Raw genomic sequence first — 20,184 nt, 5'->3', positions numbered from 1 at the left:
GTGGTTAGCGCGTGCCGCGCGGCCAGCCCGCGACGAACGCGAGCGTACCGGCGACACCGGCGGTAACCGCAGGCCAGAAGCCGTGCGGAAGCAGCGTGGCGAACAGCGCGGCGCAAATCAGCAGGGCGCTGCCGAGCATGGTAAAAGCCAGCAACCGGCGCGTCTGCCTTGCATCGTCGCGCGCCGCGGCAAGCGCGACCGGGTCGGCGACTTCGCGCTTCTCGCCACTGGCGACACGTCGCAGTGCATCCCGCACCAGCTCGGGTATCTGCGGCGCCATATGCAACCATTCGGGCGCGCGGCGACGGAACTCGCGCAGTGTTGCGCGCGGGCTGTAGCGTTCGCGCAGGATGCGTTTCAGCACCGGATGCGCCACGGCCCAGATGTCGATCTCCGGATCGAGCATACGGCCGACGCCTTCGATATTCAGCAGGGTCTTCTGCAGCAGGATCAGCTGAGGTTGCAGCGTCAGCTCGAAACGTCGGGCCGTCTGGAACAGCTTGACGACCAGTTCCGCGATGGATATCTGCGACAGCGGACGCGTGAAATACGGTTCGCACACCGTGCGTACCGCCGCTTCGAGTTCGTCGATACGCACGGTGCCCGGCATCCAGCCCGCGGCAACGTGTAACTGCGCGATACGCGCGTAGTCGCGCTCGAACAGAGCGATGAAGTTTTCGGCCAGCCAGTACTGATCGGCTTCGGGAAGCGATCCCATGATGCCGAAGTCGAGCGCGATGAAACGCGGTTCGTCCACGCGCGCGGTATCGACCCAGATATTCCCCGGGTGCGCGTCGGCATGGAAGAAGTTGTCGCGGAATACCTGTTCGTAGAACAGGCGTACGCCCTTCTCGGCGAGACGTTTGCGATCGATGCCCGCCGCTTCGATGGCGGCGACATCGTCGGCGCTGACGCCGTGTACGCGTTCCAGCGTGAGTACGCGCTCGGTACTGAAGTCCCAGAAGATCTCCGGAACGTACAGGTCGACGCCGGTAGCGAAGTTGCGGCGAAGCAGGCTTGCGCTGGCGCCTTCGCGTTGCAGGTCGAGTTCGTTGGAGAGCATCTTCTCCACTTCGGCCACGACGTCCAGCGGGCGGATTTTGTCTGCGTTGGGATGCCAGCGCTGCGCCAGCGTTCCCAATGCATGTAACAGGTCGACGTCGCGCGCGATGCGCTGGTCGATACCCGGACGCAGCACTTTGACGACGGCTTCGCGACCGTCACGCAACGTCGCGGCATGCACCTGTGCGATGGATGCGGATGCGAGTGCGGTCTCGTCGAAGCTGGCGAACAGTGTGTCGACCGATGCGCCCAGTTCGCGTTCGACGATCGCCCGTGCCTCGGTGCCGGGGAAGGGAGGTACCTGATCCTGCAAAAGGGCCAGCTCGTCCGCGACATCCGCGGGCACGAGATCCCGACGGGTCGACAGCACCTGTCCGGCCTTGACGAAGATGGGGCCCAGCTCGTTCAGCGCGAGCCGAAGTCGTGCGCCGCGGGGGAGGGCCCGCACATCGGCGGAGGGGCGCGGCAGGAATGCGCGGACAATTTTCAGCGGGCGAAACAGATGCGCGCCATCGACAAGATCGTCGAGCTGATAGCGAAGCAGGATGGCGGCGACGCGCAGAAGGCGCGGCGCCAGACGCAGCGGCGTCATGCGCGGTTTCCTTTCACGGTGCGGTCCAGTCGGGCCAGCCGCGCTTCGAGTCGTTCGGCGCGTTCGCGCACGGTGTCGACACCATCGAGGAATCCGTCCATCTCGCCGGGAGCGACGGCGACGCGGCCTTCGTCGCGCAGCCAGTCGGCGCCGTCTTCCGTCAGATGTGCGGCGGAGGTGCGGGCGTGTGCCAGCGCCTCGCGCAGCGCGCGGGCCAGCGGGACGCCAATGACATCGCCGAATGTGCGGGCGAAAGCTTCTTCGACGTCCGGTGCGTACTGGCGAGCCAGGCGCTCCAGCCGGCGTGCCAGTTCGGCGTCGCCGGAAATGTCGACGGAGCCCGGCGACACGCCGTCCTCGTCGCGGCGCATGGCCATGGCCAGCAAACTGCCGGGCGATGCGGTGACGCGCAGATTGCCGCCGCCTTCCTCGGCTGGTCCGACACGCAGGCGGCCTTTCTCGACGGCAATGCGCAAGGCCAGTTCCGGGCCGCGCAGATGTACCTGAATGCTTCGGCCATCCAGCGCGTCGAGGCGCTGGCGCGTTTCGATATCGAGATCGACGGCACGATTCAGCGCCGCTTCGAGCGCGCGGCCCGCAAGCACGCGCAACGGCCGGGGTAGAAACCGATGGGGGCCGGCGTCGGCCGTGGGACGGGAAGGAGTCATCGCCCGATTGTAGCGTGGGCGCCGTACCCGATGGGTTAGGGATGCTCTGAACAAGTTTGCGTAGACGTCACCGCTACGTAAACTTGTTCAGAGCATCCCTAGCCCGCCGCACCCTCGAAGCCGAACTGGCGCCACGCCTCGAAAACGGCAATGGCAACGGTGTTGGATAGATTGAGGCTGCGGCTACCCGGCCGCATCGGCAGGCGCAGGCGTTGCGTCTCGGGGAGCGCATCGAGCACCGCGTCGGGCAGACCGGCCGTTTCGCAGCCGAACAGCAGGGCGTCGCCCTGAGCAAAGCGTGCGTCCGTATGGGCCGTCCGGCCGCGCGTGGAGAACGCGAATACGCGGGGCTGTTCCAGCGCGGCGAGACAGGTTTCGAGGTCGTCGTGCACCGCGACGCTCGCGTATTCGTGGTAATCCAGACCGGCGCGGCGCAGGCGGCTGTCGTCCAGCTCGAAGCCAAGCGGTCGCACAAGGTGCAATGCCGCACCGGTATTTGCGCAGAGGCGAATCACGTTGCCCGTGTTGGGCGGTATTTCGGGTCGGAACAGGATGACATTCAGCATTCGCGCATTATGAATCCAGACGCGGGCAGATGAGGCCATCCGGCGGAACGGCGCAGCCGGTCTTGGCGGCGCTGACGGCCGTACCCGTGCTGCCATTGGCGGCCAGCTGCACGACGGCGCTGGGGGAAATGAGCATGTTGCCGAGGATCAGCCCAGAGACGAGCAGCGAGGCAACGAAGAGACCGCGAAGCATCAGCATTTCGTATTTCATGACCGTGTCCTTATGACGTGTTTTCGACGAAGCCGCCCTTTGCGGCATGACTAGTAACGCAAACGCCGTGCCACTTCGTCAGAGCCCGCAATAACCTGATTTGCATGAGGTTTGTCATATCGGCCCGGCGCCGGACGGTGTCCGCGGACACCGCTCGCGGTCAATCGGACAGCGGACAACCCCTTCCTTCGAGCATTTGCGCCCGGCTGTGGCGACGGGCTAGCCTCGATGGGATGCGGCCATGACGGCCGGTAAGGAAACCTGCATGAAGAAACCGATCGCGTTGCTCGCCGCCAGCCTGATTTCGTTCGTCGGCGCTGCCGCCGCCACGAATCCGGCGGACACCATCCCGGATATCGCCTTCACCCGCTTCACGTTGCCCAACGGCCTGACCGTGGTGGTTCACGAGGATCACAAGGCGCCGGTCGTGGCCGTCGGCATCTGGTATCACGTCGGCTCGGCCGACGAACCGGCCGGCAAAACGGGTTTCGCGCATCTGTTCGAGCACCTGATGTTCTCCGGTTCGGAAAACCGCAAGGGCACCTATTTCCAGCCGTTCGAGCTGGCCGGCGCCACGGACATGAACGGCACGACGTGGTTCGACCGCACGAACTACTACGAGACCGTGCCCACCACGGCGCTGGACATGGCGCTGTGGATGGAATCGGATCGCATGGGCCACCTGCTCGGCGCCATCGGGCAGAAGGAACTGGATACCCAGCGCGGCGTTGTCCAGAACGAAAAGCGCCAGGGCGAAAACCGCCCCTACGGGCGCGTGGACGAGAACATCCTCGTCAACACCTATCCGGCGAACCATCCGTACCACCACGACACGATCGGTTCGATGACCGATCTGGACGCGGCATCGCTCGCGGACGTGAAGAAGTGGTTCCATGACTACTACGGCGCCGCGAACACCACGCTGGTCCTCGCCGGCGACATCACCGCCGCGCAGGCGAAAGCCAAGGCCGAGAAATACTTCGGCGACATTCCGGCCGGTCCGCCCGTGCCGCGTCAGCAGGCGTGGATCACGCCGGTCGCCAAATCCACCCGTGGCACGCAGCACGATCAGGTCGCGCAGACGCGCATCCTGCGTACCTGGGTCGTGCCGGAGCTTGGTACCGACGACGCTACGCAGCTCGACCTTGCCTCGACCGTGCTGGGCGGCGGCAAGACCTCTCGCCTCTATCAGCGTCTGGTCTACAAGGATCAGCTCGCCGACGACGTGTCGGTCACCATCGCGCCGTTCGCGCTTGCCGGCCAGTTCCAGCTCAGCGTCGATGTAAAGGAAGGCGTGGACCCGGCGAAGGTGGAAGCCGCCGTCGCCGATGTCTGGAAGCAGTTCCTCGCCGATGGCCCGACCCAGGACGAACTCGATCGCGCCAAGGTCAGCAATCGCGCCGGTTTCGTCCGTGGGCTGGAGAAGGTCAGCGGCAAGGCCGCGCTTCTGGCCAGCGGGCAGGTTTATCGCGACGATCCGGCCGCTTTCCGCAAGGATCTGCAGCGCTCCGAGGACGCGACGATCGCAAGCGTCCGCAAGGCATCGCAGACGTGGCTGACGAAGGGCGACTACACGCTTACCGTGCTGCCGGCAGGTAAGGGCTTCGATCCGGATGCCGAAGACAAAGCGGTTGCCGGTCTTGGCACCGCTACGGGACGTCCGGTCGCCGTGCTGCCCGCAAAGCACGCGTACACCGTCGCGGCCAGTCAGGTCGATCGCAGCAAGGGCGTGCCGAACGTCGACACCTTCCCCTCGCTGTCCTTCCCCACACTTCAGCGCGGGAAACTGAAGAACGGCATCGAAGTCGTCCTGGCCGAGCGCCATACGATCCCCGTGACCCAGATACAGCTGCTGTTCGATGCGGGCTACGCCGCCGACGAAGGACGCAAGTCGGGTACCGCGAGCTTCACGTCCGCGCTGATCGACGAAAGCACCCGCACGCTGGATTCGGTCGAAGTCACGCGGCGCAAGGAGCGGCTCGGCGCGGTGATCGGTTCGAGTTGCTCGCTCGATACCTGTTCCGCCGGACTCAGCGCGTTGAACAGCGACCTCAAGCCGTCGCTCGACCTGTTCGCGGACATCGTGCGCAATCCCGCCTTCAAGGCCGACGACATCGAACGCGTCCGTCGTCTGTGGCTGGCCGGTATCGCGCAGGAAAAAACCGAGCCCACGAGCCTGGCATTGCGCGCTCTGCCGCCGCTGCTATACGGCGCCGGTCACGCGTATGGCATTCCGTTCACCGGTACCGGTAACGAAGAGGCTATCCGTTCGCTTGCCGCGCAGGACCTGACGAACTTCCAGCGCGATTACCTGCGTCCGGACAATGTGCGGATTCTCGTGGCGGGCGATACGACGCTTGCCGCGATCCTGCCTCAGCTCGATGCCGCGTTCGGCGACTGGAAGGCGCCCGCTTCGGCTATCCCCAAGAAAAACATCGGCAAGGTCGCCGCGCAACCGAAGCCGCGCGTCTTCCTCATCAACCGTACCGACGCACCGCAGTCGCTGATCCTGGCGGGTCTCGTCGCACCGTCCACGAAGGCGAAGAACGCACTCGATCTCGGCATTGCCAACGGGGCGTTCGGCGGCACGTTCACATCGCGGCTGAACATGAATCTGCGCGAGGAAAAACGCTGGGCTTACGGTGCGGGCAGCATGCTCTCCGATGCGAAGGGGCAGCGTCCGATGCTGTTCTACGCACCGGTACAGACGGACAAAACCGCCGAGTCCGCTGCGGAAATCCTCAAGGAGACGCGTGACGTCGTCGGTGCGCGGCCGCTCACCGCGGACGAGATCGGCAAGATCCGTTCGCAGCGTATCCGTGCATTGCCCGGCAGTTTCGAAACGACCAGCGCGGTGCTTTCGTCCATGGGCGGCATCGTCATCTACGACCGTCCGGACGATTACGTCCAGACGCTGAAGTCGCGCATCGAAGGGGTCGACCAGAAGGCGGCCGAGGCGGCTATCGCCGAAGTCATCAAGCCGGATGCGCTGACCTGGGTCATCGTCGGCGACCTCAAGAAGATCGAGGCGCCGGTCCGCGCGCTGAAGCTCGGCGATGTGCAGGTCATCGACGCCGACGGCAAGCCGGCGCATTAACGGACTCGAAGGCGTGGCCCGTTCCGGGCCGCGCCTTCGGCTACGATAGCCCCGTCCGCAAGTTCACGGAGTTCCGCATGCGCAAGATTCTCGTCCTACTCGTTCCTCTCGCCCTGTCCGCGTGTACCTGGGGCATCAAACTCGACGACGCGGCCAAGAACGTGCGTACCGCGTGGAACGGCGATGTCTCCAGTTGCCAGGAACTGGGCAAGGTCACCGTCCAGGTCATGAATCGCGTCGGCCCGGTGGATCGCAACGACCTTACGGTCCGCGACGAACTGGAAGTGCTCGCCCGCAATGAAGCGGCCAAGATGCACGCCGACACGATCAAGCCGCTGGGCGAACCTTCGGAAGGCTCGCAGCCCTGGGGTGCTTACACCTGCGGAGCCCGCGGTGCGACGCCCGCACGTAACGTCGCGCCGTCGACGACGCCTGCCCCTGCCGCCGCGCCGCAAGGCGGCTTCGAAACCGTTCCGCTGAAGAACTAGACGTCGCCGGCCCCGGCTGACTGCGCTGCGAAAGTCCGCGTCAGCCAGTCGACGAACACCCGCACGCGCGGCGACAGCTGGCGGTTGTGCGGATATAGCAACGATACGGGTGACGGCGTGGGCGGGTAATCGGATAGCACCCGTTCCAGCCGTCCAGCCGCCAGGTCGGCCGCTACGTGATAGACCGGCACCTGGATCAGGCCAAGGCCCAGCCGGGCCATCGCCACGCAGGTTTCCGCGCCACTGACTGTTACGGTGGCCGGCAGGATGACTTCGGTCACGCTGTCTCCTTCGACGAATTCCAGCGGCAACACCGCTCCCGTCGCCGACGAAACGAATCCGACGACGCGATGACCTTCCAGGTCGCGCGGGGTCTCCGGACGGCCATGGCGGTCGAGGTAGTCCGGGCTGGCGAAGGTCGATTCTTGCAGTAGCGCGACGCGCTTTCCCACCATGCTGCTGTCCTGCAGGTCACCCACGCGCAGCACGCAGTCGACGCCTTCGCGCACCAGGTCCACCAGGCGGTCGCCCTCGCCCATATGCACCCGGATATCCGGGTATTCGTCGAGGAAGGCCGGCAGGGCAGGCAACACGAAAGCGCGGGCGAGCGTGCCGTGGACATCGATGCGGATCAGCCCGCTGGGCCGTGCATTCACGAACGCGGCTTCGGCATCTTCCACGTCGGCCAGGATCGCCAGGCAACGACGGTGATAGGCCTCGCCATCCAGCGTGGGACTGACGTGGCGCGTCGTTCGCTGGAGCAAACGAACTCCCAGCCGGGTTTCCAGCCGCTTGATGGCCTGGGTCACGGTGGAGCGAGGCAGTTCCAGATCCTGGGCGGCCAACGTGAAGCTTCGCCGTTCCAGAATCCGGACGAACAGACGCATGGTGTCGAAACGGTCCACCGAACCCCCAACTGTTCGTTCTGACGGAATAGTGTTGGCAAATTTAGGCTGATTATCCTTCCGGCGCAAACGAGCAAGCTTTCTCCACACCGGCATTCCGCCGGATCGGGAGAAAGACATGAACGAGCTTACGAACAAGGTTGCCATCGTCACGGGCGCTTCCCGCGGCATCGGCGCTTCCGTCGCGAAGCGGCTGGCAAAGGACGGCTTCACCGTCGTCGTGAACTATGCCGGTAGCGCGGCCGCCGCCGAGGCGCTGGTCGGCGAGATCGAAAAGGCGGGCGGCAAGGCCATCTCCGCCCAGGCGGACGTCGCGAACACGGCGGATGTCCGCCGCCTCTTCGATCAGGCCGAAAGCGTGTTCGGCGGCGTGGATGTGCTGGTGAACAACGCCGGCATCATGCACCTGGCCAGCATCGCCGAGACGGACGACGACGCGTTCGACCGTCTGCTGGCGGTCAACCTCAAAGGCAGCTTCAACACCATGCGCGAAGCCGCGAAGCGTTTGCGCAACGGCGGCCGCATCGTGAACTTCTCGTCCAGCGTGGTCGCGCTGCTGCAGCCCACATACGGTCCGTATGCCGCGACGAAGGCGGCCATCGAATCGTTGACGACCATCCTCGCCCGCGAACTGCGCGGCCGCCAGATCACGGTCAACGCCGTCGCCCCGGGGCCGACCGCCACCGACCTTTTCCTGACCGGCAAGTCCGACGAGCTGATCGATCGTCTCGCGAAACTCGCACCGCTTGAGCGTCTGGGCACGCCGGAAGACATCGCCGCCGCGGTCGCGTTCCTTGCTGGCCCGGACGGCTCCTGGATCAACGGCCAGACCCTGCGCGCCAACGGCGGAATTATCTGATTCGACCCCTTCCTGCATCGTCATCTATTCGAGGTACGTCACCATGAAACAGATCATTCTCATCACCGGCGCATCCAGCGGCTTCGGCCTGCTGACCGCCCGCGCCCTGGCCACCGCCGGCCACACCGTCTACGCCAGCATGCGCGACATCGCCGGCCGCAACGCGCCGCAGGCCGAAGCCATCGCGCGCGAAGCGAAGGAGCGCGGTATCGACCTGCGAACCGTCGAACTCGACGTCACGTCCCAGACATCCGCCGACGCCGCCGTGCGTCACATTGTCGAAACGGATGGCCATCTGGATGTCCTGGTACACAACGCCGGTCATATGGTTTTCGGTCCGGCGGAGTCCTTTACCGCCGAGCAATACGCGCAGCTTTACGACGTCAATGTCCTGGGTACCCAGCGCGTAAACCGCGCGGCGCTTCCCCAGCTTCGCAAGCAGGGCAAAGGTCTGGTGCTGTGGGTCGGTAGCAGCAGCACGCGCGGCGGCACACCGCCCTATCTCGCACCGTATTTCGCCGCCAAGGCCGCGATGGATGCGCTTGCCGTCAGCTATGCGGGCGAGCTGGCCCGCTGGGGCATCGAAACAACGATCATGGTGCCGGGCGCTTTTACCAAGGGCACCAATCACTTCGCTCACTCGGGCAAGCCGGCCGACGAGGCACGCGCCGCCGAATACGACAACGGTCCCTATGCCGGTCTGCCGGACGCGATCCTCAAAGGACTGTCGGGTCTGGAGCCTGCCGACGCGGATGCCGGCTCGGTCGCTACCGCCATGGTCGAAATCGTCGACATGGAGCATGGCAAGCGTCCGTTCCGCGTCCATGTCGATCCGTCCCAGGACGGTGCGGAAGTGGTGAACGGCGTCGCCGATCGGGTACGGACCGAGATGTTCCGCCGGATCGGTCTGGAAGATCTGCTGCATCCGCGCCGGGTGTAATCTCCGACGACGATCTTGGGGGCGTGCCGGTGCACGCCCCCATCATGGTTTTCGGGCTGCGGAGAGAGAACGGCATTGAGCGGGATCAGCGAACTGCATATCTCCAGCTATCGACCGCACGGCATGATGGATGCGCACCAGCACGACGAGGCGTGGTTCTGTCTGGTGCTGGCGGGAGGATACGAAGAGCGTATTCGCTCGCGAGCGAATGATCACCTTCCGGGCGACCTGCTTTATTGCCCGGCGCATGCCGTGCACGAACAGCGTTTTGGAGCCGCGGGCGCGCGCAAACTCCTGTTTTCCCCCGACGAGAACCTGCAGGCGTTGTTGCGGGAACATGGCGTCCATCTCGACGAAGCCCCCAGCGTTCGCCGGTCGGCACGGCTTCTCCATATCGGCGACCGGCTTGCCGCCGAGCTGGAAATCGACGATCCATTCGCCAGTTTGTCGGCCCAGGGACTGGCGCTGGAACTGGTAGCGGCGCTGGGTCGCGGTTTCAACGACCGCGCCGACCCATCGCCGCCGTTATGGTTGCGGCGCCTTCGCGACTGTCTTCATGACGATCCCGCCGCCGATGTCTCGCTCGACCGGCTCGCGGCAGTTGCCGGGCGGCACCCCGTGCATGTATCCCGAAGTTTTCATGCGTTCTACGGCGTTCCCGTGGGCGATTACGTGCGACGGTTACGCGTCGAGAAAGCCGCCGTGCTTCTTCGCTCGACGCGACGCCCGCTTATCGATATCGCGATCGAGTGCGGTTTCGCTGGCGCGGCGCAGTTTTCCCGCTCGTTTCGGGCGGCGTTCGACAGCACGCCGTCCAGTTACCGCAAGGCTGTGCGCTAAGGCGACGCAAGTCCGCTAAATAACGCAAAGCACGGAGCCGGTAACGCCCGATAAAGTGGGCGATCTTTCGATGGTGGGGCGGCGATATGCGTGTACGGACCATGGTGGTTGTGGGGTTGGCTTTAGCGTTCGCGATGGCGACCGCGAACGCTGAAACGCATAGCATCGATCAGCACGCTTACTTTGCGAGCCCGGAGGCGGAGCAATCCGACCGCAAGGCATTGCTTGCCGACATGGCGGCTGTCGTATCGCCGACGTCGCCCACGCCGCGCGAGCTGCTCGACTATCTGCATCGGTCCGAGGCGTTGTTGGCGCGGGCACAGAGGCACAACGCCTGGCTGCATCTGCGTTCCGCGCTGGACATCGATGATCGCGAAACCGCCGACGCCAAGAGCGCCATGGGTAGTGCGGACGGACAACTCGTGATGCAAGTTCGCACGACATTGCGGAGCCTCGGCAAAGAGGGCTTCGACAAGGCGGTTGCACGCGAGCCCGCATTGGGTACATATGCCTATCTGTTGGAACGGGCGGTGCGCAGCCTGCCGCACGAACTTCCCGACGCGCAGCAGTCCATCCTCGATTCGCTCAGCGATGCATCGTCGTCGGATTACTGGAACATCTACCAGAAGACGAAGCGCAGCACCGATTTTGGCAAGATCGCCACGGCCTCGGGCGAGCGGGATATAAACAAGGATGCCGATGCCCTGTTGCGCGATCCGGACCGGTCCGTGCGCCAGCAGGCATGGACGCGGCGCTGGGACGCCTACGCGAATCGCGGCGACATCTACGCCAGCATTCTTCTGGGCGTTGTACGTCTCAACGACCGCGCCGCGCGCCTCCAGCACTTCGACGATGCCCCCGCCGCGGCCTATTTCTCGCGCCAGTTCGATCGTAAGAACGTCGACGAAACAACGAAGGCGGTCGAAGCTCAGGCCGATACGCTGAAGAACTATCAGCGGATCCGTGCGGAGCACATAGGCGCGATGACGGGTATCGTCGACGTGCATTCGTGGGACATGGCGCTTCCGCCGCCGGGATTCGTGGCGCCGGCATTCACGTACGAGAACATGCGTAGCTCGGTCTTGCGCGCACTGCGTCCGCTTGGTCCCGACTATGTCGCGCATTTCGCCGCACTGCTCGATCCCGTCGCCAACCGTACCGACCTGGCCGAAAAGCAGGGCACTCGGGTGAGCGATGCGTTTTCCATCGCCGCGCCTGGCGTGCCGGCGGGACTCTTCGTCGGGACTTATGAGGGCGCCGTTAAAGACGCGAGCGTGGTCGCGCACGAAGGTGGGCATGCCATCCATGCGCAGCTGATGAACGAACATGGCGTGTCGCCGTTCTTCAATCACGGTCCAAGCTGGATGCACGAAGGCATCGCCATCCTCAACGAGATGCTGTTCTACGAAGACCTGTACCGGAACAGCAAGGATCCCGCGACCCGCGCGTTCTACCTGCAATCGCAACTGGACGAGATGACCTTCGAGATATTCACCTCGGCCGAAGAGGGAGAGCTCGAGCAGGCGATCTACGACGGTACCGTGGGGGGAACGATCAAGAACGCCGCCGACCTGGATGCCCTGACGCTGTCGACGATAAGTCGCTTCGAGATATGGCCCGCCCGCGACCCGCAGCTTGCGCATGCGTGGATGACCAAGCGCCTCATGTACCAGGACCCGCTCTACCTGGTGAACTATCTGTACGCCGGTTTGCTCGCGACGAAAATGTTCGACATGGCCACTCGCGACCCGGCGGATTTCCAGAAGCGCTACGCGCGATTGCTCGCCGAGGGGTTCGCCGCGAAGCCGGACGACATCCTGCGACGTTTCTTTGGCCGGGACCTGCCGCCCGGCGAACTGGTGGCTGCCGACATGGAGGTCATCAGGCGAAAGACGGCGGAACTTGCGATTCTCTATAAGAAAATCGAGCAAAAACAATAACCAGGGCCTTCATGGCGCGCCAGCTTGGGCGCCATGAACTTATCCATATATTGATAATTCAGTTATGAACTATATACTACTGAGGTAACCCAACGAGATTCGCGACCATGTCCAGCTTCGCCCCGACCGAGCAGCGCCTTGACGTCACCCTGGGCAAGTACCGCGAATTTCCCCGCCAGCCGGCCGTTCTGGTCCGCCTGGTCAAGCATCTGTACAAACAGATTCACGACGAAGCCAATGCGATCCTGCGGCCTTACGGGCTCAACCATCCCGAGTACAACATCCTGATGATGATGTACGGCACGCCGGACAACGCGATGAACCCGTCCCAGCTCAGCGATGCGGCCGGCGAGAAGTCGGCGAACGTCACGCGGCTGACCAACCAGTTGTGCGACAAGGGACTCATCGCCCGTACGGCCAGCGAAGACGACCGCCGCAAAGTCACGCTCACCCTTACCGATGAGGGCACGGCGTTGATCGAGAGCTTTCTGCCCGGAATTTCGATGCTTCTGCTCCAGCAGACCGGCAACCTGACGACAGACGAACAGGGCCAGCTGGAAAAGTTGCTCAAGAAGATGCTGGAAGGTTTTCCCGCCTGAGGCAGGGGTCCGTCATGTCCGCCATCGACATCGAAAAACAGGCCCCCGCGACGCGTCAGATCGTCGTCGACACACTGCGCGAGCAGGTGTCGATCTGGCTGTTTGTCTTCAAAACGATGCTGGCGTTTTTCCTTACCGGCTGGATCGCCATGCGGCTGTCGCTGCCGGCGCCGTCGACCGCGATGCTCACGACGATCATCGTGGCCAACCGCCAGTCGGGCATGGTCCTGGCGAAAAGTTTCTATCGCGCCATCGGCACGCTGGGTGGCGCCGTTGTCGCCTTCCTCATCGTGGCGGCCTTCCCGCAGCAGCGCGACTTGTTCCTGGTGGCGCTATCCCTGTGGCTGGGCATCTGTTCCGGCGGCGCGACGCTATACCGGAACTTCAAGTCGTACGCGTTCGTTCTTGGCGGCTATACCGCGGCGATCATTGCCCTTCCCGTGATCGACAACCCACCGGGTGTCTTCGATTCGGCCACGGCGCGCATCAGCGAAGTGTTGCTTGGCCTTCTGGTCAGCGGCGTCATCAACGACACCGTCTTTCCCAGCCGCATGCGCGACGTGCTTCGCCGCACGGCGCGCGAACAGTTCGCGCACTTCGTCGGTTTCGTGCGCGCAAGCACGGGCGGCACCATCGCGCGTTCGACCATGGAGCGCGCCCATCTTCGTTTCGTGCGCGATGCGGTGACGCTGGAAGACCTGCGCAGTTCGGTCATCTTCGAAGATGCGGAAGCCCGCGCGCGTAGCGGCCATCTGCAGGAGTTCAATCAGCGCTTCATGGCCGCGTCGACCAGCTTCCAGTCGCTGCACCACCTGATCAACCGGTTAAAACGCGCGCATCGCGACACGACCGGTGAGGCATTGATCGCGCTTTACGCACCGCTGGGTGCGGCACTCGACGCTCCGATAGAAGCGGGCGCCGCGGCGCGCGTGTTGCTGCCGCGGCTTATTGGCGCGCGCGATGAGATGGCGGCGAAAGCGCCTCTTTTGCGCGAAGGTATGACCGACACGCAGGACGTGCGCGATTTCGATACGGGCGCCGCGCTGCTCAGACGTTTCACGGATGAGCTGTACGCATACGTGGACACGGCCGCCACGCTGCAGGCGCCGCGCATCATTGCCGGCTCGGCGGAGCGCGTCCGTTTCGCGCGGGGCAATGACTACGCCGGCGCGATACTGGCCACGTTCCGTACGACGATCACCATGCTCGCGCTCGGTGTGTTCTGGATTCTGAGCGCATGGCCGATGGGTTCCAGCGCCATGCTGCTCGCGACGATCTTCGCGGGACTGTTCGCCGCCGCGCCGAACCCCACGCGCGTGACCGGCCAGGTCATGTTCGGCTATCTCATCGGCATGATAATCGGCTTCGTATGCGAGTTCGCCGTGCTGACCCAGGTGGATGGCTATCCGCTGATGGTCGCGAGCATCGCGCCTTTCCTGATGATCGGCCTGGTCATGATGACGAGTGCGACGCTCGGCAGCATCGGCCTTGGTTACTCGATGGGCTTCGCGTACATCCTGGCCATCAAGAACCCGATGGTTTACGACCCCGTGCATTTCATCAACGATGCCATCGCCCAGGTAGTCGGTCTGTCGGCGGCCGCGATCGCTTTCGTATTCGTGCCCACGGTGATCGGCAGTCGCTGGTTGCGCCAGCGGCAACTCGCGCGGTTGCGCGGTCAGGTGGCGTTGGCCGCCGAAGCACCGTTGCCGGGCCTGCGGCATCGTTTCGAAAGCATCAATCACGATCTGGTGAGCCAGGTGGTGTCGCAGACCGAGCCCGGCAGTGCCGACTCCCGCGCGTTGCTGGCCTGGGCACTGGCCGTGCACGAAACGGGGCGTGCGCTGATCGAGCTTCGACACGACCTCGATCGCGGCACCGCACCCGGCGGAGTGCGCGGATACATCGACACGGCGCTGGCCTCGCTGGCGCGCTTCTACGAAGCGCCCGATGCAGCGAAGTACCTGCTGGCGCGCGATGCCGTCGCGACAGCGATTGCGGCAGTCAGCGAGAAAGATGCCTCGCATGGCTTGCTGGAACACCTCCATCTGATCCGGATGGCTTTGCTCGATGGCGAATCGGTCCTCGCCGCGTACATGCCTTCGGCCCCTCTTGCGCAGGAGATTTCCAATGCCCCGTGAAATTGCTATTGGCGACGCGCTGGTTCCGGGCCTGTTCGTTCTCTTCGTCGTGTCGCTGGCGTTGCTCTGGCTGCTCGACTGGGCGGCGGGGCGTTTCGGCATCTACCGTCTCGTCTGGCATCCGCCCTTGTTCCGGCTCGCGCTGTTTGTCTGCGTGTTCGGCGCCCTTGCGCTCACCTTGTTCTGAGTCATTCCATGAAGCTCCCGACCCTTATCCGTTTCGCCGTTACCGCTATCGTCGTCATCGTCGCGGCGTTTATCGCGCACGCACTGTGGAAGCACTACATGTACTCGCCATGGACGCGCGACGGTCGCGTGCGTGCCGAAATCGTCCGCATCGCGCCCGACGTTTCCGGACTGGTGACCGACGTCCGCGTGAAGGACAACCAGGTGGTGAAGAGGGGCGATCTGCTCTTCGTCGTCGATCAGGCGCGTTATCAGAACGCGGTGGCGCAGGCACAGGCGAACCTCAACGCTTCCGAGGCCGCCGCACGTGCGGCGGGCGCTACGATCAACGCCGCACAGGCGGGCATCGCGCAGAGCCGCACGAATTTCGAAATGTATCAGGCGCAGTCCGATCGTCGTCAGAAGCTCATCAACAATGTGATTTCGGCAGAAGACAAGGCGAATGCCGTCGCCGTCGCCAACGCGGCTCGCGCGGGCTGGCAGCAGGCTCAGGCCAGCCAGAAGCAGGCCAGCGCATCGCAGGAACAGGCACTGGCCGCCGTCGCCCAGGCACAGGTCGCGCTGGCATCCGCCGAGCTGAATCTGGATCGCACGGAAGTCCGTGCGCCCGTGGACGGCTATGTGACCAACCTGGATATCCGCGTCGGCGATTACGCCAGTGCGGGCGGTGCGCGCATGGCCCTCATCGACAGCCACTCGTACTGGATTTACGGCTACTTCGAGGAGACGAAGCTGCCCAGCCTGCGTATCGGGGATGCCGTCGATATCCGCCTGATGAGCGGTGGCGTGCATCTGAAGGGCACGATCGACAGCATCGCTCGCGGCATCACCGATGCCGACAACCCGACCGGCTCGGATCTGCTGGCCGACGTCAATCCGACATTCAACTGGGTGCGTCTCGCGCAACGCGTACCGGTGCGCGTGAAGATCGATCCGGAGAACATGCCCAAGGACACGGTGCTGGCCGCCGGCATGACGGCGACGCTGGTGGTGCATCCGAGTGGGGACGGTACCCAGCACCGCTGAGGCTTGTAAAGCGCTTTGATCTTTACTGCGGGAGCGAGAGCGATACAGCTCGGGTCAGGCGGTCAGCCGCTGAAGCCGCATCCGCAGCCAGCGATCCACGTCCGGCCATTCGCTGGCCAGCACGCTGTAGCAGACCGTATCGCGCAGGCTGCCGTCGGGGCGGCGTTTATGGGCCCGGAGTACGCCCTCGCGCTTCGCTCCCAGCCGCTCGATCGCCCGCTGCGAGTCGAAGTTGTACGAGTCGGTGTGGAACTCCACCGCGACCAGTCCGAGGTTCCCGAACGCGTTCTCCAGCAACAGATGCTTGCAAGCCGTGTTCAGATGGCTTTTCTGCCAGCGCTTCGCGTACCACGTGTAGCCGATCGCGGCGCGGGCCGGGTCGGGGACGATGTCGTAATAACGCGTGGTGCCGGCGATCTGGCCGGTGGTCTTCTCGCGGATGGCGAACGGCCGCATCAGCCCGGCATCCCGGCCGAGCAGGGCCTTGTCGACGTAGTCGGCCATGCCGCCCGGGGCGGGTACCGACGTAAACCACAGATTCCACAGGTCGCCATCGGCCGCGGCCCGTTCCAGCTCCGGAACATGCGAGGGGCTGAGGGGTTCCAGCGTGACATGAGCGTTTTCCAGCGAGGTCATGGGCGGTATCAGGCGTCCAGATCGGGAATGAGCCGGCTTTCGATTCGGGCGATGGTGTCTTTCAGCAGCAGCTTGCGCTTCTTCAGGCGGGTCAGCTGGAGCTCGTCCCGCCCGATGCTGGCGGCCAGCTGGTCGATGGCCGAATCCAGGTCGCGATGTTCGACCTTGAGTTCGGCAAGACGGTGGGCGAGCTGGGTCGGATCCTGGACCTGCATGGCGGTGGCCGGCACGGAAGGGAAGACCCAGAGTGTACCTCTCCGGCGCCGTCCCCGGCAGCGGCTACAATAGGGGTCCGCCTTTCCGTCGTACGCCCATGTCCGCCCGTCCCGAAATCCATCGCAAACAGACCTACGAAGCCAGCAAACTGGCCAAGCGGTTGCGCCATCAGGTCGGTCAGGCCATCGCCGATTTCGGCATGATCGAGGACGGCGACCGGATCATGGTCTGCCTGTCCGGCGGCAAGGATTCCTACACCCTGCTCGACATGCTGCTTTCGCTGCAGGCGAAAGCGCCGGTGCGATTCGAGCTGATCGCGGTCAATCTCGACCAGAAGCAGCCCGATTTCCCCGAGCACGTGCTGCCCGGATACCTCACGGCGCGCGGCATACCGTTCCATATCATCGAGCAGGACACCTACAGCGTCGTTACCCGTGTGATTCCGCAGGGCAAGACGATGTGCAGCCTGTGCTCGCGCATGCGGCGCGGCGCGCTGTACCAGTGGGCGGCCGACAATGGCATCACGAAGATCGCGCTTGGTCATCATCGCGACGATATCCTCGGTACGTTCTTCCTGAACATGTTCTACCAGGGCAGCCTGAAGGCGATGCCGCCCAAGCTCCGGTCGGACGATGGCCGGCATGTCGTGATCCGTCCGCTGGCTTACTGCCGCGAAGACGATATCGCCGCCTACGCTGAGGCGCAGGCGTTCCCGATCATTCCCTGCAACCTGTGCGGCTCGCAGGAGAACATGCAGCGCAAGGTCGTCAAACGTATGCTCGAGGACTGGGAAAAACTGCATCCCGGCCGTAGCGAAACCATCTTCCGCGCGATGGGTAACATCGCGCCTTCGCAGCTCGTCGACCGCAATCTGTTCGACTTCGCATCGCTGGGTGCGCGCGAAGGCGCGGTCCGGCCCGACGCGCATGCCTGGCTCGCCGGTGGCGACACCAGCGACGACACTTCTTCCGTACCGTAACCGGCAAATCGACCATGACACTCTTCTCTTCCGTCGAACTCGCTCCGCGCGACCCGATCCTCGGCCTGAACGAAGCCTTCGGCGCCGATACGCGCGCGGACAAGGTCAATCTCGGCGTTGGCGTTTACTACGATGCAAACGGGCATGTTCCGCTGCTGCGCGCCGTGCGCGAAGCCGAGAAAGCGCGCGTCGAGGCGATGCTGCCGCGCGGTTACCTGCCCATCGACGGTATCGCGCTTTACGACCAGGCCGTGCAGCGTCTGCTGTTCGGCGCATCCTCGCCGTTGCTCGCCGATCGTCGCGTCGTTACCGCGCAGGCGTTGGGTGGCACGGGCGCGCTCAAGGTCGGTGCCGATTTCCTGCGTCACCTGAATCCGAACGCGCCGGTCGCCATCAGCGACCCCAGCTGGGAAAACCATCGCGCGCTGTTCGAGGCTGCGGGCTTCAAGGTCGTGAACTATCCGTATTACAACGCGCCAACGCACGGCGTCGATGTCGACGGCATGATCGCGGGCCTCGAGGCGTTGCCCAAGGGCGCGGTCGTCGTACTGCACGCGTGCTGCCATAACCCGACCGGTGTCGACCTCGGCGCCGGCGACTGGAAGCGCGTCATCGACACCGTGCGCAAGCATGCGCTCGTGCCCTTCCTCGATATCGCGTACCAGGGCTTCGGCGACGGTATCGATGCCGACGCCGTCGCCGTACGTCTGTTCGCCGACTCGGGGCTGCCGTTCTTCGTCGCCAGTTCGTTCTCCAAGTCGTTCTCGCTTTACGGCGAACGCGTGGGCGCTCTGTCCATCGTCACGGCAAGCCACGACGAAGCCGTGCGCGTGCAGTCGCAGATCAAGCGCGTCATTCGCACCAATTATTCCAATCCGCCGACGCATGGCGCCGCCGTGGTTTCCGCCGTGCTCAATCACGCGGAACTGCGCGCCACCTGGGAAGTGGAGCTCGGCGAAATGCGCGATCGCATCCGGGAGATGCGTCGCGGTCTCGTCCAGCGTCTGGCGGCGCATGGCGCGAAGGGCGATTACGGATTCATCGAAGCCCAGCGCGGCATGTTCTCTTATTCCGGACTCAGTGCCGCACAGGTCGAACGCCTGCGCACGGAGTTCGGTATTTACGCCGTCGGCACGGGACGCATCTGCGTCGCCGCGCTCAACGACGGCAATCTTGACCGCGTCGCCGAGGCGATCGCCCAGGTCAGCTGAATCCAGAGCCGATCCCCTTCCTTGAGGGGGTCCATCCGCGAACGGGCGCATGCCGTCCGTTCCGGTCACCTATTCGAACGAGATCCGTCCACGCATGTTCTTCCGTAATCTGACGCTCTTTCGCTTTTCCGCCCCCGTCGCCGCCGATCTGGAACGCCTCGAAGAAGCGCTTCCGGAACATCGTCTGCGTCCCGTCGGCCCCCTCGAAATGTCCACCAGGGGCTTCATCTCGCCCCTGGGACGCAACGAGGAAGCCCTGACCCACAACGTCAGCCACAACACGATGGTGACGGTCGGCGGCGAGGACAAACTCCTCCCGGCCGCCGTGGTGAACGATGAACTGTCACGCCGTGTGCAGAAAATCGCGGAGGAAGAAGGGCGCAAGATCAGCGGCCGCGAGCGCAAGCGCATGAAGGACGACGTGATGAACGAGCTCCTGCCGCGTGCGTTCGTGCGCAGCTCGCGCATGTCCGCCTATGCCGATAAGAAGCACGGGTGGCTGGTGCTCGATACTTCCAGTCGCAAGTCCGCTGAGAACGCGCTTACCCAGATCCGCGAGGCACTGGGCAGCTTCCCGGCAGTGCCGTTGGCCCCGGAGGAATCGCCCCGCGTCCTGATGACCGATTGGGTGTCCTCGGGCGACCTGCCCGCCGGCCTGGCGCTGGGGGACGAGTGCGAACTGCGCGATCCGGCGACCGCCGCGGGCGCCATTGCCCGTTGCCGTCGCCAGGATCTCGATACCGATGAGATTCGGGAGCATTTGCGCAACGGAAAACAGGTTTTCCAGCTGGGGCTGATTTTCGACGACCGCATCACTTTCACGCTCGGCGAAGACCTGATCCTGCGTAAAATCCGATTCACGGATGTGGTTCTCGACGAGCAGGGCGACAGCCACGAATCGCAGGCGGCGGAAATGGATGCCAACTTCGCCCTGATGGCTCTGGAATTCGACAGGCTGCTCGGCAAGCTGGAAGAGTGGTTCAAGCTACCGCGCCCGGAGTAAATCCTCCGGCGTGCCGCGG

Annotated in this window: 20 protein-coding genes; 13 read left to right on the top strand and 7 right to left on the bottom strand. The window is 64.3% G+C overall.

Going from position 1 to position 20,184, the window contains the following annotated elements; all coding sequences use genetic code 11:
* Positions 1–4: 4 nt before the first annotated feature.
* From ubiB to EC912_RS07145, 4 genes are all read right to left on the bottom strand, one after another.
* Entirely contained in the window at positions 5–1,654 is a 1,650-nt protein-coding gene (gene ubiB, locus EC912_RS07160) for a ubiquinone biosynthesis regulatory protein kinase UbiB (RefSeq protein WP_132142447.1), read from the bottom strand.
* Positions 1,651–2,322 carry a ubiquinone biosynthesis accessory factor UbiJ gene (locus tag EC912_RS07155; protein WP_132142446.1) on the bottom strand — a complete coding sequence of 224 codons (672 nt, stop codon included), beginning with the start codon at positions 2,320–2,322 and terminating at the stop codon, positions 1,651–1,653. Before EC912_RS07155 ends, ubiB begins: the two co-directional genes overlap by 4 nt.
* Positions 2,323–2,420: 98 nt before the next feature.
* Positions 2,421–2,888: a tRNA (uridine(34)/cytosine(34)/5-carboxymethylaminomethyluridine(34)-2'-O)-methyltransferase TrmL gene (gene trmL, locus EC912_RS07150; protein ID WP_132142445.1), complete on the bottom strand. Its 468-nt coding sequence runs from the start codon at positions 2,886–2,888 to the stop codon at positions 2,421–2,423.
* A gap of 7 nt (positions 2,889–2,895) precedes the next feature.
* Positions 2,896–3,099 carry a hypothetical protein gene (locus EC912_RS07145; RefSeq protein ID WP_132142444.1) on the bottom strand — a complete coding sequence of 68 codons (204 nt, stop codon included), beginning with the start codon at positions 3,097–3,099 and terminating at the stop codon, positions 2,896–2,898.
* A 265-nt stretch (positions 3,100–3,364) separates the two neighbouring features.
* On the opposite strand from EC912_RS07145, the gene EC912_RS07140 reads away from it, so the two are divergent.
* Complete coding sequence (locus tag EC912_RS07140; protein ID WP_132142443.1) at positions 3,365–6,196, top strand: M16 family metallopeptidase; 2,832 nt, start codon at positions 3,365–3,367, stop codon at positions 6,194–6,196.
* A 77-nt stretch (positions 6,197–6,273) separates the two neighbouring features.
* On the top strand, positions 6,274–6,684 hold the full coding sequence (locus EC912_RS07135; protein ID WP_132142442.1) for a DUF4156 domain-containing protein: 411 nt from the start codon (positions 6,274–6,276) through the stop codon (positions 6,682–6,684).
* Here the strand turns inward: EC912_RS07135 and EC912_RS07130 are convergent.
* Positions 6,681–7,589, bottom strand: coding sequence for a LysR family transcriptional regulator (locus tag EC912_RS07130; protein WP_132142441.1), 909 nt, complete (start codon positions 7,587–7,589; stop codon positions 6,681–6,683). The two genes, EC912_RS07135 and EC912_RS07130, sit on opposite strands and share 4 nt — an antisense overlap.
* A 118-nt stretch (positions 7,590–7,707) precedes the next feature.
* Here EC912_RS07130 and EC912_RS07125 point away from each other — a divergent pair, with 118 nt between their 5' ends.
* The 8 genes from EC912_RS07125 to EC912_RS07090 all read left to right on the top strand — a co-directional run bounded on the left by EC912_RS07125 (position 7,708) and on the right by EC912_RS07090 (position 16,120).
* The gene (locus tag EC912_RS07125) at positions 7,708–8,448 is read left to right on the top strand and encodes an SDR family oxidoreductase (protein ID WP_132142440.1); all 741 of its coding nucleotides are present in this window, start codon (positions 7,708–7,710) and stop codon (positions 8,446–8,448) included.
* 43 nt (positions 8,449–8,491) lie between these two features.
* On the top strand, positions 8,492–9,388 hold the full coding sequence (locus EC912_RS07120; RefSeq protein WP_132142439.1) for an SDR family oxidoreductase: 897 nt from the start codon (positions 8,492–8,494) through the stop codon (positions 9,386–9,388).
* 75 nt (positions 9,389–9,463) lie between these two features.
* Positions 9,464–10,228 carry an AraC family transcriptional regulator gene (locus EC912_RS07115; protein WP_132142438.1) on the top strand — a complete coding sequence of 255 codons (765 nt, stop codon included), beginning with the start codon at positions 9,464–9,466 and terminating at the stop codon, positions 10,226–10,228.
* A 134-nt stretch (positions 10,229–10,362) separates the two neighbouring features.
* Positions 10,363–12,168, top strand: coding sequence for a M3 family metallopeptidase (locus tag EC912_RS07110; protein ID WP_165973530.1), 1,806 nt, complete (start codon positions 10,363–10,365; stop codon positions 12,166–12,168).
* Between the two features lie 107 nt (positions 12,169–12,275).
* Positions 12,276–12,767: a MarR family transcriptional regulator gene (locus EC912_RS07105; protein ID WP_132142436.1), complete on the top strand. Its 492-nt coding sequence runs from the start codon at positions 12,276–12,278 to the stop codon at positions 12,765–12,767.
* Between the two features lie 14 nt (positions 12,768–12,781).
* On the top strand, positions 12,782–14,908 hold the full coding sequence (locus tag EC912_RS07100) for an FUSC family protein (protein WP_132142435.1): 2,127 nt from the start codon (positions 12,782–12,784) through the stop codon (positions 14,906–14,908).
* Entirely contained in the window at positions 14,898–15,095 is a 198-nt protein-coding gene (locus EC912_RS07095) for a DUF1656 domain-containing protein (protein ID WP_132142434.1), read from the top strand. The genes EC912_RS07100 and EC912_RS07095 overlap by 11 nt, the downstream gene beginning before the upstream one ends.
* 8 nt (positions 15,096–15,103) lie before the next feature.
* Positions 15,104–16,120 (top strand): biotin/lipoyl-binding protein, encoded by a 1,017-nt coding sequence (locus EC912_RS07090; RefSeq protein ID WP_132142433.1) that lies wholly within the window; start codon positions 15,104–15,106, stop codon positions 16,118–16,120.
* A 54-nt stretch (positions 16,121–16,174) separates the two neighbouring features.
* Here the strand turns inward: EC912_RS07090 and EC912_RS07085 are convergent, their stop codons facing one another.
* The gene (locus EC912_RS07085; RefSeq protein ID WP_132142432.1) at positions 16,175–16,756 is read right to left on the bottom strand and encodes a GNAT family N-acetyltransferase; all 582 of its coding nucleotides are present in this window, start codon (positions 16,754–16,756) and stop codon (positions 16,175–16,177) included.
* Between the two features lie 8 nt (positions 16,757–16,764).
* Positions 16,765–16,971: a YdcH family protein gene (locus EC912_RS07080; protein WP_132142431.1), complete on the bottom strand. Its 207-nt coding sequence runs from the start codon at positions 16,969–16,971 to the stop codon at positions 16,765–16,767.
* A 98-nt stretch (positions 16,972–17,069) separates the two neighbouring features.
* Between EC912_RS07080 and ttcA the strand changes: the two genes are divergently transcribed.
* From ttcA to EC912_RS07065, 3 genes are all read left to right on the top strand, one after another.
* On the top strand, positions 17,070–17,951 hold the full coding sequence (gene ttcA, locus EC912_RS07075; protein ID WP_132142430.1) for a tRNA 2-thiocytidine(32) synthetase TtcA: 882 nt from the start codon (positions 17,070–17,072) through the stop codon (positions 17,949–17,951).
* Positions 17,952–17,965: 14 nt separating this feature from the next.
* Positions 17,966–19,162, top strand: a complete 1,197-nt coding sequence (locus tag EC912_RS07070) for an amino acid aminotransferase (RefSeq protein ID WP_132142429.1) — start codon at positions 17,966–17,968, stop codon at positions 19,160–19,162.
* Positions 19,163–19,256: 94 nt separating this feature from the next.
* Positions 19,257–20,165: a recombination-associated protein RdgC gene (locus EC912_RS07065; protein ID WP_132142858.1), complete on the top strand. Its 909-nt coding sequence runs from the start codon at positions 19,257–19,259 to the stop codon at positions 20,163–20,165.
* Positions 20,166–20,184: the final 19 nt, after the last annotated feature.

It is taken from the genome of Luteibacter rhizovicinus (genome assembly GCF_004342265.1).
Taxonomy (GTDB): Bacteria; Pseudomonadota; Gammaproteobacteria; order Xanthomonadales; family Rhodanobacteraceae; genus Luteibacter; species Luteibacter rhizovicinus_B.
This window is presented reverse-complemented; position numbering and strand designations above follow the sequence as displayed.